The sequence below is a fragment of the Umezawaea sp. genome, assembly GCF_057122925.1.
Genome location: NZ_DBNGPQ010000008.1, coordinates 49,391 through 62,988, shown reverse-complemented (window position 1 = coordinate 62,988; position 13,598 = coordinate 49,391). Strand labels below are relative to the sequence as shown.

Below are 13,598 nucleotides of genomic sequence, written 5' to 3'. Positions count from 1 at the left end.
TTCGTCTGGACGTTTGGTCCAAGTATAGACGAAGGGTCTAGATGTCAGAGGTGGATGCCTCCCGAGACCTCCAGGCGCTGGCCGGTCACCCAGCGGCTGTCCTCGGACAGCAGCGACGCCACGACGCCGCCGATGTCCTCGGGGAGGCCGACGCGGCCCAGCGCCGCCTGGGACGCCAGCAGCGCGTTGAAGTCGGCGTTGTCGCGCACCGCGCCCCCGGCGAAGTCGGTCTCGACCGGCCCCGGCGCGATGGTGTTCACGGTGATGCCGCGCGGGCCGAGCTCCTGGGCCAGGTAGCGGGTGAGCACCTCGACCGCGCCCTTCATCGACGCGTACGCGGCGAAGCCCGGCGTGGTGAACCGGGCGAGTCCGGTGGACACGTTGAGGATGCTCCCGCCGTCGGCGAGGACCGGCAGGAGGCTCCGGGTGAGGAAGAAGACGCCCCTGAAGTGGACGTTCATCAGCTCGTCGAACGCCTCCTCCGTGGTGTCGGCGAACGACAGGTGGTGGGCGACGCCCGCGTTGTTGACCAGGAAGTCGACCGTGTCGCGGTCCCACGTCTCCTTCAGGACCCGGCGGACCTCGTCGGCGAAGCCCGCAGGCTCGGCGACGTCCAGGCGCAGGGCGACGGCCGTGCGGCCCAGCGCGCCGATCTCGGCGACGACGGCGTCGGCCTCCTCGGCGTTGGAGCGGTAGGTGATGATCGAGTCGACACCCCTGCGGGCGAGGGCCAGTGCCGAGTCGCGGCCGAGGCCCCTGTTCCCGCCGGTGACGATGGCGATCTTCATGGTGGTTCCTTCCCGTGGTTCTCGCTTGCACCACGAGCGTCGTCGCTCCGGGCGGCGGCGTTCACCGCCCGCTCGTCCCCGGATCGGCGGTCCGGGGCTGGGCCAGCGCCTCGGTGCTCGCCGCGACGATCGCCTCCTGGGCGGTCTCCCTCGACGTGGTCGGCACGCCGTCGCCCGGCTGGTCGCCGTAGTCGCCGAAGAACGCGTGCACCGCGCCGGGGACCTGGACGTACCGGGTGTCCGGCGGCAGCACCGCGCGCGAGTCGGCCACGTCCGCCGGTGTGGTGAAGCCGTCGCGCTCACCCGAGATCGACCAGACGTCCAGGTCCGCGCGGCCGGACAGGTCGTCCACGGGGTAGGAGGCCCACAGCAGCAGACCGCGCACGCGGGGATCGCCGGTCGCGGCGTACCGGCCCGCGGCGACGCCGCCGAGCGAGTGGCCGCCGACGGTCCAGTCCCGGACGTCGGGGTGCGCGTCGAGCACGTCCTCCGCGGCGCCGGGGGTGAGCAGGGCGAAGTCGAACGGGGCCTTGACCACGACCACGAGCGTGCCGCGCTCGGCCAGCGGGCTGAGCAGCCGCAGGTAGGCGCGGGGGTCCACGCGGGCGCCGGGGTAGAACACCAGGCCGTCGCGGACCGGCTCCGAGGGGACCAGTTCGACCGTGGTCGCGTGGTCGACCGTGCGCGCCGTCCCCGCGAGCGCCGTCGCGGGGAACGGGCGCAGCCACACCAGCGGTGCCAGGAGCAGTGCGACAGCGAGCAGGACGAACCAGCGCGGACGCGGCGGGCGCACCGCCGCGGCGACCCCGGCGCAGGCGACGAGCACCAGCACGACCAGGTAGGCCGGGTGGGCGTGGGTGGTGGTGGACCAGCGGGTCGCCAGCAGCCACGCGGGCACGCCGAGGCACGCGACCGGGGTCGCCCAGCGGAGGTGCCTCACCGGAGCGCGGCGGCCAGGCGGATGCCGACCCAGACCAGCAGCGCCACCACGGCGGTCACCAGGTACTCGATGGCGGGGATGCGGACGATCTCGTCGATCCGGTCGAAGCCGCGCCACGAGTACACCGCCACGACCCCGACGGCGAACACCGCCGCCACGTACCAGCGCGCGGTCGTGGACAGGCCGACCCCGTGCAGCTGGGTCAGCACGAACACGCCCAGGAAGCCGAACAGGAACATCGGCCAGATGCCGTCCGGGCCGGAGTTCATCACCGCCACCAGCGTGCCGTGCACGGCCACCATCAGCTCCAGGGTGAGGGTCCACCAGCGGTTGGTGTGAGCGCGGGTGAGGAAGAGGCTGCCCTGGAGGAGCAGGAGGAACATGTAGAAGAAGCCGATGAGGTGGCCGCTCGTGTTCTCCATCGGGTGGTACCAGAACGTGTAGATCGCGGCCCAGCTGAACAGGTAGCCGTGGTACTTGCGGGTGAACCCGACGACGTCGGCGGGGAACGGGCGGCCGTGGCCGGCGAAGAGGCCCCGCCTGCGGCTCTCCATCAGCAGCACGACGACCAGCAGCAGCACCACCGAGCCCTGCGAGCTGAAGATCGACACGTCCTGCGCGGTGCCGTCGTAGAAGACCTGCGTCTGCACGGCGTGCAGCAGGACGAAGCCGAAGTTCACCGCGAGCGCGACCACGTTCACCGGGTGCAGGCCGCGGGTGTGGCGCTTGACCCTGGTCTGCGCGTGGTGGATCAGGCCCCACGCCGCGAGCTGGTGCGCCGCGTAGCCCACCCAGGCGGACGCGCGCGTCCACGCGGTCGGCTCGGGCAGCTTCCAGTAGTACCAGGACGCGCCCTGGTCCGGTAGCAGGACGACGCCACCCAGGCGGGTGCCCGCCAACCAGACCAGTCCCGTCAGCACGGCGCTGGCGAGCACGCCCCACAGCAGCGCGCGGTTCGAGTCGAGACGCATATCGTTCAGCACGCTGAGCATTATGCAGATGTTCAGCTTGCTGAACAAACCCTTCCTGTGGGAGCGTGCTGGGGCACCACCACAGGTGGCACGTCCGACGACGAACGGGAGCACGCGGTGGGTACACACCGGTTGCGGGTCAACGGTTCCTGGCACGAGGTCGATCTGCCCGACGACACCCCGCTGCTGTGGGCGCTGCGCGAGGACCTGGGGCTGACCGGTCCGAAGTACGGGTGCGGGGTCGGCGCCTGCGGGGCGTGCACGTCCATTGTGGACGGATCGGCGTTCCGGCCGTGCACGACGAGCGTCGCGGACGCCGCGGGCGGGGACATCACGACCATCGAGGGCCTGTCACGCCGGGGCGACCACCCCGTCCAGCGGGCCTGGGTGGAGCAGGACGTGGCCCAGTGCGGCTACTGCCAGCCCGGCCAGATCATGACGACGGTCGCGCTGCTGGCCGAGCACCCCGACCCGAGCGACGCGGACATCGACGAGGCGCTGCGGGACAACGTGTGCCGGTGCGGGACCTACGCCCGCATCCGCGTCGCCGTGAAGCGCGCGGCCCAGCTCGCGAGGGGTGGACGCTGATGCTCGACCGACGCTCCTTCCTCACCGCCGCCGGGCTCGGCGCGCTGGTCGTGGCGCTGCCGGTGCCCGCGCTCGCCGACGCCGCGGGCCTGGTCCCCACCGTCTTCGTGCGGCTGGACGCGGACGGGCGGATCACCGCCACCGCACCGCGCCCGGACACCGGCCAGGGCGTGCGGACCGTCGTCGCGATGCTGGTGGCCGAGGAACTGGCCGTCGACCTGGACGCCGTGCACGTCGAGCAGGCGCTCGGCGACACGGCCCGCTACGGGTCCCAGGTCGTGGCGAACTCCTCCTCGCTGCGGCTGATGACCGAGCCGCTGCGCCGGGCCGCGGCGACCGCGCGGTGCCTGCTCGTGGCCGCCGCCGCGGCCAGGTGGGGCGTGCCGGTCGAGAGCTGCCGGGCGCGCGACGGGTTCGTCGAGCACCCGCGGCGCCGGAGGCTGCCGTACGCGGCGCTGGTGGCCGACGCCGCGGCGCTCGACCCGGCGACCGTGCCGGTGACCCTCGTGCCGCGGCGGGAGTGGAAGGTGCTCGGCCGGGGAGCCGGGCGGATCGACGCCCACGACATCGTCACCGGCAAGGCCCGGTACGGCATCGACGTCGTCCGGCCCGGCCTGCTGACCGCCGTGGTGGCGCGCCCGCCGTGGATCGGCGCGGTGCCCGACGTGGTCGACGACGCGGCGGCCCGCGCGGTGGCCGGGGTGGTCGACGTGGTCCGGGTCGACGGCGGGATCGCGGTCGTCGCCGGATCGGCGCCCGCCGCGCTGCGCGGACGGGAGGCGCTGGCCGTCACGTGGACCGGCGGCACGCCGACCGCCGACAGCCGGGAGTGGCTGGAGGACCTGGCGGGCGCGCTGCCCGCGACCGAACCCGCGCCGGGACCGGTGGCGCTGCGAGCCGAGTACCGGCTGCCGCTGCTGGCCCACGCGCCGATGGAACCCATGAACGCCACCGCCGACGTGCGCGCGGACGGCGTGTCGCTGTGGGTGCCCACGCAGGACCCCGGCGGGCTGCGGACCAGGCTGGCGCAGACCCTGGGCCTCGACCCGGCGCTCGTGCGGGTGGAGCCGACGCTCGCGGGCGGCGCGTTCGGCAGGCGGGTCGAGTCGGACTTCGTCCTGGAGGCCGTCGCCTGCTCGCGGGCCGTCGGCAAGCCGGTCAAGGTGCTGTGGACCCGCGACGACGACACCCGGCACGACTCCTACCGGCCGATGTCCGTGCACCGGCTGAGCGCGGTGGTCGACGCCGAGGGGCTGCCGACGTGGCGGTCGCACGCCGTGTCGACGTGGCCGCTGACGACCTCGCCGCCGTTCGCCAACCCCGCCGTGGTCAAGGGCAGCGGCGACCACTTCCCGTACACCGTGCCGGGCGCGGTCGTCGTGGGACTCACCCCCGCCCCGCTGCGCACGGCGTTCTGGCGGGCGGTCTACGCGGGCCAGTTCGGCTACGCCGAGGAGTGCTTCCTCAGCGCGATCGGCGACCGCGGCGGCTGGGACCAGGTCGCGCTGCGCAGGCGCCTGCTGCCCGCCGACTCGCGGCTGCGCCGGGTGCTGGACGTCGCGGCGAACCGCGCCCGCTGGAGCGCGTCGCGGCACCGGGCCCGAGGGGTCGCGTGCCACCTGGACTACGGGTCGGCCATCGCGGTGGTCGCGGTCGTGGAGCTGGAGGACGGCGTGCCGCGCGTCCGCCGGGTGACGGCCGCGGTCGACGTCGGCGCGGCGCTGCACCCGTCGGGTGTGCGGGCGCAGGTCGAGGGCTGCGTGGTGGACGCCGTGTCGACCGTGCTCGGCGCGCGGATCACCGTGCGGGAGGGGCGGGTCGTCCAATCGTCCTTCCGGGACTACGCGTGGGCCAGGATCGACCGGGCACCGGAGGTCGACGTGGTGCTGGTGCCGTCCGACGCGCCGATCGGCGGGCTGGGGGAGCTGGCCTACCCGCCCGCCGCCGCGGCCATCGCGAGCGCCGTCGCCGTCGCCACCGGGCGGCCGGTGACCGGGATGCCGGTGAACACCGACGTCGGCTGACGGCCTCGTCCGGCTCGTCTGCGAAGATGACCCGATGGCCGAGCCGGACGAGCAGGTGCGCGACATGCGCTCCGACGTGCACTCCTGGCCGACGGGGCGGCTGCTGTCGGTCGCCGCGCGGATGCTGGAGGGCCGGTTCGACACCGTGCTCGCGGGCCTCGACCTGACCCACGCGGGCATGATCATCCTGCACCACGTGGTGGAGGCGCCGCTGGCGCAGCGCGAGTTGGCCGTGCTGTGCCGGGTGACCGACCAGACCATGAGCCGCACCACCGAACGCCTGGAGCGCTCGGGGTTCATCCGGCGCTACTCCGACGAGCGCGACCGCAGGCGCACCCTCGTCGCGATCACCCCCGCCGGGCGCAGGGTGCTCAAGGCCGCCCGGCGCGAGGAGCGCGAGTCCGAGGTGCTGCTCGGCGCCGTCGACGACTACGACCGCTTCCGCGAGCAGTTGATCGCGCTCATCGCCGTCGTGACCGACAAGAGCGGTTCCGCCGGGTGATCGTTGCCGTGCGGAGGTTTCCGCGGCCGCGATGGTCCGTTCTCCGGCCGCCGGCGTCCTGTGCGGTGTCCGTGCTCCTGCCCAGCCCGGAGGTGGCTCCACTGTGGAGCCCGGACCGAGACCTCCGCCCTGCCAGGAGAACGCGGTGTTCGGTCGTCACGCCCGTCGCGCGTACGCGGCGGGCGTGACCCCCTTCCACCGCTTGAACGCGTGGATGAAGCTCGACGCCTCCGCGTAGCCCAGGCGCAGCGCCACGTCCTCGACGGCCAGCGTGGCCAGCAGCTCCTGCGCCAGCACCTCGCGCACCTCGTCCAGCAGCTCCTGGTAGCTGGTGCCGGACTCCGCGAGCCTGCGCCGCAGCGTCCGCGTGCTGATCGTCAGCTCGCGGGCAACGTGGTCCATCCCGACCGCGATCGAGCCGGGGCGGCTGAGCAGCTCGCGCACCTCGTGGGCGATCCCGACCCGCGCCCGGCGGCGGGCCACCAGCTCGCGGCACTGCGCCTCGCACGCCGCCACGGTGTGCGGGTCGGCCTGCGGCAGCGGCCGGTGCAGGAACGCCGAGTCGAAGCTCGCCACCGTCGCGCGCCGCCCGAACCGGGGCAGCAGACCGAACACGCGCTCGTGCCCCGTCACGTCGGACGGCTCGGGGAAGCGGAAGTCGACGGCCAGCAGCGGCACGCCGCCGGGCAGCAGCTCGCCGATGACCGTGTGGATGGCCGCGAGGTCGCGTTCCACCAGGAACCGGGCCACGGGCGCGGGCAGGGCCGAGTCGTCCAGCTCGATCCGCACCCGGCCGTCGACCAGCGACGCGCGCGGGATGCTGAACGTGAAGCTCAGGTCCAGGTAGCGCAGCGCCACGTTCACCGCGTCCAGCACCGTCGGGCTGCTGATGAACGCGTAGCCCAGGATGCCGAACGTCGTCACGTGGTACCGGCCGCCGAGCGCGGGGCCCGCGTCCGGCATCAGCTCGGCCAGCGTGCGGACCACCCGCAGCTCCTGCGCCGCGGCGACCTCCCCGACCGGGTCGGTGAGGTCGGCGGGGGAGATGCCGCTGTCCGCGAGCAGCGTGCCCGCGTCGATGCCGTGCTCCGCGCCGAACCGCACCACGAGGGCCACACCGGCCACGCTGCGCCGGAAGTCCCAGTGCCCGATCACCGGTTCCGCGAGAGACGTCATGGCCGCCATTGTCGATTCCGCGTCCGCTCCTGTCTTGAGCCGGCCGGGTGGAGCTCCCTAGCGTCGATCGGGTGAACCACTCGTCACGTCCCCGTGTCGTCGTCATCGGAGCGGGCTTCTCCGGCATCGGCGTGGCGCTGGCCCTGCGGCGCGACGGCGTGGACGTGACCGTGCTGGAACGCGCCGACGACCTGGGCGGCGTGTGGCGGGACAACACCTACCCCGGTGCGGCCTGCGACGTGCCGTCGTCGCTGTACTCCTACTCGTTCGCCCCCAACCCGGCCTGGCCGCGCCGGTACGCCGAGGGACCCGACATCCACGCCTACCTGAAGCGGGTCGGGGCCGAGGTGCTCGACCGGATCCGGTTCGGCGCCGACGTCGTGGCCGCGGTGTTCGACGAGGCCGCGACGGTGTGGCGGGTCGAGCTGGCGGGCGGCGAGGTCGTGGAGGCCGACGTGCTGGTCTCGGCCGTGGGCCAGCTCTCCCGGCCGGTCGTCCCCGACCTGCCCGGCGCGGCCTCGTTCCGCGGCCCGGCGTTCCACAGCGCCCGCTGGGAGCACCGGCACGACCTGCGGGGCAAGCGGATCGCGGTCATCGGCACCGGCGCCAGCGCCGTCCAGTTCGTCCCGCGCCTGCAACCCCTCGCGGGCAGGCTCACGGTGTTCCAGCGGACGGCGCCGCACGTCGTGCCGAAACCCGACCGGCTGTACCGGCCGTGGCACCACCGGCTGTTCCGCACCGCGCCGCCCGCCCAGCGCGCGGGACGGCTGGGCACCTGGCTCGTCGGCGAACTCCTCACGGCGGCCCTCACCTCGGTCCAGCCGCTCGGTGTGCTGGTCGCGGGCCTGTCCCGGCTGCACCTGCGCCGCCAGGTGCCCGACCCCGTGCTGCGGGCGCGGCTCGTGCCCGCCCACCGGGTCGGCTGCCAGCGGCTGCTGTTCTCCAACGACTGGTACCCCGCGCTGGCCGAGCCCAACGTCGACCTGGTCACCGAGAAGATCACCGAGCTGACCCCGACCGGCGTGCGCACGGCCGACGGCGTCGACCACGAGGTGGACGTGGTCGTGTACGGCACGGGGTTCGCGGCGACCGACTTCCTCGCCCCGATGCGGATCCGCGGTCGCGGCGGCCGGGAGCTGGCCGACGAGTGGGCGGGCGGCGCACGGGCCCACCTGGGCATGACCGTGCCGGGTTTCCCGAACTTCTTCGTCCTGTACGGGCCCAACACGAACCTGGGCGGCAACTCGATCGTGTACATGATCGAGTCGCAGTGCGAGTACGTCCGGCAGGCGGTGCGGCACCTGGCGTCGGTGCCCACCGTGGAGGTGCGCCGGGAGGTCGCGGAGCGGTTCGACGCCGAGACGCAGGACCGCCTGGCGCGCACGGTGTGGACGAGGTGCGCGAACTGGTACCGCGACGCCACCGGGCGCGTCGTCACGAACTGGCCCGGCTCGGTGTGGGAGTACCGCCGCCGCACCTCGCGGGTCGACCACCGGGACTTCCACCACGGGGGCGCGTGATGAGCGACTACGACGTGCTGGTGATCGGCTCCGGGTTCGGCGGCAGCGTCACGGCGTTGCGGCTGACCGAGAAGGGCTACCGGGTCGGCGTGCTGGAGGCCGGGCGGCGGTTCGCCGACGACGAGTTCGCCACCAGCTCGTGGCGGCTGCGCGACTACCTGTTCGCGCCCCGGCTCGGGTGCCTCGGCATCCAGCGGATCGACCTGCTGCGCGACGTGCTGGTGCTCAGCGGAGCGGGGGTCGGCGGCGGTTCGCTGGTCTACGCCAACACCCTCTACGAGCCGCCGGAGCCCTTCTACCGCGACCCGAGGTGGAGCGGGATCACCGACTGGCGGGCCGAACTCGCGCCCTGGTACGACCAGGCGAGCCGGATGCTGGGCGTCGCCGAGTACCCGCGCGCCACCCCGGCCGACGACGTGCTGCGCGCCGTCGCCGACGACCTCGGCGTCCGCAGCCACCCGGCGCGCGTGGGCGTGTTCCTCGGTGAGCCGGGGAGGCGGGTGCCCGACCCGTACTTCGGCGGTGTCGGACCGGAGCGCACCGGCTGCACGCACTGCGGCGAGTGCATGACCGGCTGCCGCCGCGGCGCGAAGAACACGCTGGTGAAGAACTACCTGCACCTCGCCGAACGGGCGGGCGCGGTCGTCCACCCGCTGACGACGGTGGTGGACGTCCGGCCGGTCCGCGGCGGCTACCGCGTCGACACGCGCGCCACCGGCGTCCTGCCCGGCGGGCGGAAGGCGTTCACCGCGCGGCAGGTGGTGTTCGCCGCGGCGTCCCTCGGCACGCAGCGGCTGCTGCACGACCTGCGCGACCGGGGCAGCCTGCCGGGGCTGTCGACCCGGCTGGGCGTGCTGGCGCGCACCAACTCCGAGGCCGTGCTGGGCGTGCGGGCCCGCACCGACGGCGTCGACTACTCGCGCGGCGTCGCGGTCACGTCCTCGATGCACCCGGACGAGCACACCCACGTCGAACCCGTCCGCTACGGGCGGGGCAGCAACCTCATGGGCCTGCTGATGACGGTCCTCGTGGACGCCGAACCCGGCACGCCCCGCTGGCGGCTCGGCGCGCGGGAACTCCTGCGGCGGCGGCACGACCTGCGCAGGCTCCTCGGGCCGAAGCGCTGGTCCGAGCAGACGGTGGCGCTGCTGGTGATGCAGGACCTGGACAACTCGCTGACCACCCGCACCCGCCGAGGGGTGTTCGGCAGGCGGCTGACCAGCTCACCCGGCGAGGGCGACCCCATCCCGACGTGGATCCCGGCCGGGCACGACGTGGCCCGCCGCGTCGGGGCGAAGATCGACGGCGTGCCCGGCGGCGCGTGGACCGACCTGGCCGACATCCCGATGACCGGCCACTTCATCGGCGGCTGCGTCATCGGCGCCACCGCGTCGACCGGCGTGGTCGACCCCTACCACCGGGTGCACGGGTACGACGGCCTGCACGTGGTCGACGGGTCGACCATTCCCGCCAACCCCGGCGTGAACCCGTCGCTGACGATCACCGCGCTCGCCGAGCGCGCGGCGTCGCTGTGGCCCAACCTGGGCGAGCCCGACCCGCGTCCGGCACCCGGTTCGCCGTACGTCCGGGTCGCGCCGGTCGCGCCCCGGCACCCGGTCGTGCCGCGCACCGCTCCCGGCGCGCTGCGCCTTCCCCTGACCCCGAAGTGAGGACCCTCCGTGGACGTCGACTACCCGCCCGAGCCGTGGGACCTGCACGGGCACGGCTGCGTGTCGCTGTGGACCGTGCGCGTGCGCGACCTGCCCGCGCTGCCCGACGGGGTCCGACCGGTCACGGCGTTCGGCCGCGCGCTCGTGACGACGGCGTTCGTGGACTACCTGCCGGGGAGCCTGCTGCCCTACCACGAGCTGCTCGCGGGCGTCCTCGTCCGGCGCGGCGCCCGGCCGGGGCTGTCGATCACGCACATCTGGGTCGACAGCCCGGAGTCGAGGGCGGGCGGTCGGCGGCTGTGGGGCATCCCCAAGGAGTTGGCCGACCTCACGATCGTCCCCGCACCCGCGTTCAGCGCCGCCGCGACCGGCATCGGCGAAGCGCGGCACACCTCGGGCGGTCGTGGTGTGCCGGTGCTCGTCTCGGGGCCGGTCTTCCAGGCGCTGGACGGCGCGCTCGCCCGCACCCCGGTGCGGGCGAGGGGCCGGGGGCGGTTCGCCGGTGTGCGCTGGAGGATCGCCCCCGACGGGCCCCTGGGCTGGCTGCACGGCCGCGAACCGTTCCTGGGGCTGTCGGTCGTCTCGTTCCGGCTGCGCTTCGGGCCGCGGGCCCGGTAGCCCCGGCGCCCGCGGCGTCCGGCGGAGACCCGGTGGTCTCCGCCGGAAGCCGGTCGGTCAGCCCGTCGAGCACACCTTCCCGTTGATCCGGAACGTCGCCGGATCAGCGTCGCCCGCACCCGCCGAGGCGACGAAGCCCAGGTGGGTCGAGGCGCCCGGAGCCAGCTTCCCGTTCCACGACAGGCTGGTGCCGGTGACCTCCGCACCCTCCTGCCGCCAGGTCGCCGACCAGCCGTTGGTGATCTTCTGGCCGCCGGGGAAGCCGAAGCCCAGCGTCCAGCCGTCCCACGCCTCGTCGCCGGAGTTCCTCACCTCGATGCTCGCCGTCTGGCCGGACGCCCACTTCGTCGACCGGTAGGAGACCTCGCAGCCGGACCCTCCCCCGGACTTCTCCGCGGCCCAGTTGGCGACCCACGCGAGCGCGGAGTTCCAGTTGACCGTCACCTCGTTGAGCGAGTACGCCTCGATGTGGTCCACGAAGCACTTCTGCGGCTTGCAGCCCTGGAGCAGCCGGGCCGCGATCGGGTCCTGGAGGGCGCTGTTCGGACCGCCGGACAGCACGCCGGGCGGCGCCGTCGGCAGCGACGGTTCGAGCTGGTTGGCCCAGTGCCGGTGGTGCACGTTGCGCACCGGCTGGTCGCCGTAGCCCGTGACGTAGGAGTAGCCCGTCGGGTTGCGGCCCAGCAGGTAGCCCATGGTCTCGTAGACGCCCTCCCGGTACTTCGCGTCACCGGTGAAGTCGTTGGCCAGCGCCAGGACCACCGCGTTGTTCGCCACCAGGCCGTTCGAGCCCCAGTCGTAGGAGCCGTCGGTGGTCCGGTACGGCGCGGGGTAGCCCTGCGTCGCGATCTGGGCCAGGTGCGCGTCCGCCGTCGTGGTGAACGCCGACCGGATCGCCGCGACGTCCGCGCGCGGCAGGCCGTTCGGCACCACCGCGAGCGTGATGTCGCCGAGCGGGCCGGTCGAACCCCAGTCGAAGCCCCGCGTGTTGAGGCTCGCGCCCCTGAAGTGCGGGGAGCCCGTGACGTCGGCGCGGTAGGCGTCGGCGCCGGTCGTCGTGAACAGCTCGGCCGCGGCCCAGTAGAACTCGTCGGACACCGTGGCGTCGGAGTAGCTGCCGCCGCCCGTGCCGTCGTTGGGATCGGCGATCAGGTTCGGGTTCGCCTTCGCCGCCGCGTAGGCCTTCTTGGCCGCGGCCAGGTTCTTCGCGGCGAACGCCGGGTCGATCGTCTTCCAGATCCGGGCCGACTGGGCGGCCACCGCGGCCATGTTCAGCGTCGCCGCCGTGCTCACGGCGGACAGCCTGCGCGGTTGCGGGTCCTGGTCGGGCAGCGTGGGCAGACCGGTCCAGTTCGCGTCGTGGATCTTGTGGTGCACCAGTCCGCTCGGCGCCTGCATCTTCAGCAGGAACTCGACCTCCCAGCGCGCCTCGTCCAGGACGTCCGGCACGCCGTTGGCCCGCTCGGGGATCGCCAGCGTCCCGTCGCCCAGCGCGTCCGCGTCGCCGAACGCGACCGCGCGCTCGTAGGTGTCGAGCACCTGCCACGCGGAGATGCCGCCGTTCACGACGTACTTGCCGTGGTCGCCCGCGTCGTACCAGCCGCCGCGCACGTCCAGCGTGTAGCCGCAGTTCAGGTCCGCGCGGCACGGCACGGCGTCGTCACCCTGGTTGGGGGCGACGTTCACGTGGCCCGCGGGCCTGGCGTAGGTGTCGCCGACGTACCGCGCCTCGATCGGGGTGCCGCTGCGCTGGTGGTAGTAGAACGCCAGCGAGTCGCGGCGGAGCTTCGCGTACGGGTCGGCGGTGATGTCGAACGGGAAGCTCTCCTCGTCGCCGACCGCCAGCGTGTAGCCCGTGCCCGCGGTCGTGAACGACGAGAAGTCGATCACGTGCGTGCTGTCGCCCGACGCGGCGTCGGCGCCCTGCGGCCTGCTCTGGCCGGTGGCGGCGGTGGCGCCGGAGGAGTCGCGCAGGGTCCAGGCCACCGGCGTGGTCGAGTCGCTGACCAGCGTCGCGTGCTTGGGCAGGTCGGGCAGGTAGCCGACCTGGTTGACCTGGATCTTCTTCGTCGGCGTTCCGGGAGCGCCGCCGGGCGGGACCACGCCGCCGATCAGGGAGACGTTGTCGACGCAGACCGTGTTGTCGAACGACTGGCCGCCGAGGTGGAAGGTGACCTGCCCGCTGCCCGCGTCGGGGAAGTCCAGCGTCGAGGTGAACGTGTAGGTGAACCGCTGCGAGGCCGCGGTGACGTCGAAGTCCTGCTTCGCGATCTGCCGGTACGGGGCCACGCCCTCGCCCGCCACCGCCGAGACCCGCTGCGGTGTCGTCGCGCGCGCGTCGAACGCGAACGTGTAGGACTGACCCGCCTCGAACGGCACGCCGTTCTGGCCGATCAGGGCGTCCCAGGGGTTCGTCGTGCCGCCCGTGACGGCGGTGCAGAACTCCCCGTCGGTGACGCGACCGGACGTGCCCGCGCCGTTCCACCAGGGGTCGGCTGAGCCGCCGGAGAAGGTGCCGTTGACCAACCGCTCGTAGTCGGCCGCGTGGGCCGCGTAGCCGGTGCTGCCGCTGACGACCAGCGCTAACGCGATGGTGACCGCCTTGGCCGCACGGCGCCATCGCCGTGGCGAGTGGGGTGCCATGTAGTGATCTCCTCGAACCGCGGCACGTCGTGCAGGGGTGCCGTGCCGTCCGCTCTGACGGCGAGCGCCCCGTTTCTGGGAGCGCTCCCAGAAACATAGGGCCAGGTGCCGGGTCTGTACAGGGCCCAGTGGGTGGAGTCGACTCGAACGGCGGGACC

At 73.7% G+C, this 13,598-nt stretch carries 11 protein-coding genes; 6 read left to right on the top strand and 5 right to left on the bottom strand.

The features are described 5' to 3' along the window. Nucleotides 1-44 precede the first annotated feature (44 nt). The 3 genes from AC156L_RS01005 to AC156L_RS00995 form a co-directional block, all read right to left on the bottom strand. The gene (locus AC156L_RS01005; RefSeq protein WP_330881397.1) at nucleotides 45-788 is read right to left on the bottom strand and encodes an SDR family NAD(P)-dependent oxidoreductase; all 744 of its coding nucleotides are present in this window, start codon (nucleotides 786-788) and stop codon (nucleotides 45-47) included. A gap of 61 nt (nucleotides 789-849) precedes the next feature. Beyond that, nucleotides 850-1,728: an alpha/beta hydrolase gene (locus AC156L_RS01000; protein WP_330881395.1), complete on the bottom strand. Its 879-nt coding sequence runs from the start codon at nucleotides 1,726-1,728 to the stop codon at nucleotides 850-852. Next, nucleotides 1,725-2,711, bottom strand: coding sequence for a hypothetical protein (locus AC156L_RS00995; protein ID WP_330881393.1), 987 nt, complete (start codon nucleotides 2,709-2,711; stop codon nucleotides 1,725-1,727). Before AC156L_RS00995 ends, AC156L_RS01000 begins: the two co-directional genes overlap by 4 nt. Nucleotides 2,712-2,816: 105 nt before the next feature. Here AC156L_RS00995 and AC156L_RS00990 point away from each other — a divergent pair, with 105 nt between their 5' ends. The 3 genes from AC156L_RS00990 to AC156L_RS00980 are packed head-to-tail and all read left to right on the top strand — an operon-like array spanning nucleotide 2,817 to nucleotide 5,813. Next, a complete protein-coding gene (locus tag AC156L_RS00990) occupies nucleotides 2,817-3,287 on the top strand; it encodes a (2Fe-2S)-binding protein (protein ID WP_330881391.1) in 471 nt (156 codons plus the stop codon). After that, nucleotides 3,287-5,311, top strand: coding sequence for a xanthine dehydrogenase family protein molybdopterin-binding subunit (locus tag AC156L_RS00985; RefSeq protein WP_330881389.1), 2,025 nt, complete (start codon nucleotides 3,287-3,289; stop codon nucleotides 5,309-5,311). The genes AC156L_RS00990 and AC156L_RS00985 overlap by 1 nt, the downstream gene beginning before the upstream one ends. 34 nt (nucleotides 5,312-5,345) lie before the next feature. Next, nucleotides 5,346-5,813 (top strand): MarR family winged helix-turn-helix transcriptional regulator, encoded by a 468-nt coding sequence (locus AC156L_RS00980; RefSeq protein WP_330881387.1) that lies wholly within the window; start codon nucleotides 5,346-5,348, stop codon nucleotides 5,811-5,813. 156 nt (nucleotides 5,814-5,969) lie between these two features. On the opposite strand, the gene AC156L_RS00975 is transcribed toward AC156L_RS00980, so the two are convergent. Next, nucleotides 5,970-6,989, bottom strand: coding sequence for an AraC family transcriptional regulator (locus tag AC156L_RS00975; protein ID WP_330881385.1), 1,020 nt, complete (start codon nucleotides 6,987-6,989; stop codon nucleotides 5,970-5,972). Between the two features lie 47 nt (nucleotides 6,990-7,036). On the opposite strand from AC156L_RS00975, the gene AC156L_RS00970 reads away from it, so the two are divergent. The 3 genes from AC156L_RS00970 to AC156L_RS00960 are packed head-to-tail and all read left to right on the top strand — an operon-like array spanning nucleotide 7,037 to nucleotide 10,797. Beyond that, on the top strand, nucleotides 7,037-8,509 hold the full coding sequence (locus AC156L_RS00970; protein ID WP_330881383.1) for a flavin-containing monooxygenase: 1,473 nt from the start codon (nucleotides 7,037-7,039) through the stop codon (nucleotides 8,507-8,509). Then, nucleotides 8,509-10,179 carry a GMC family oxidoreductase gene (locus AC156L_RS00965; RefSeq protein ID WP_330881381.1) on the top strand — a complete coding sequence of 557 codons (1,671 nt, stop codon included), beginning with the start codon at nucleotides 8,509-8,511 and terminating at the stop codon, nucleotides 10,177-10,179. The genes AC156L_RS00970 and AC156L_RS00965 overlap by 1 nt, the downstream gene beginning before the upstream one ends. 9 nt (nucleotides 10,180-10,188) lie before the next feature. Further along, the gene (locus AC156L_RS00960) at nucleotides 10,189-10,797 is read left to right on the top strand and encodes an acetoacetate decarboxylase family protein (RefSeq protein WP_330881379.1); all 609 of its coding nucleotides are present in this window, start codon (nucleotides 10,189-10,191) and stop codon (nucleotides 10,795-10,797) included. Nucleotides 10,798-10,854: 57 nt separating this feature from the next. Here the strand turns inward: AC156L_RS00960 and AC156L_RS00955 are convergent, their stop codons facing one another. Further along, nucleotides 10,855-13,440 (bottom strand): glycoside hydrolase family 9 protein, encoded by a 2,586-nt coding sequence (locus AC156L_RS00955; RefSeq protein WP_330881376.1) that lies wholly within the window; start codon nucleotides 13,438-13,440, stop codon nucleotides 10,855-10,857. Nucleotides 13,441-13,598 lie beyond the last annotated feature (158 nt).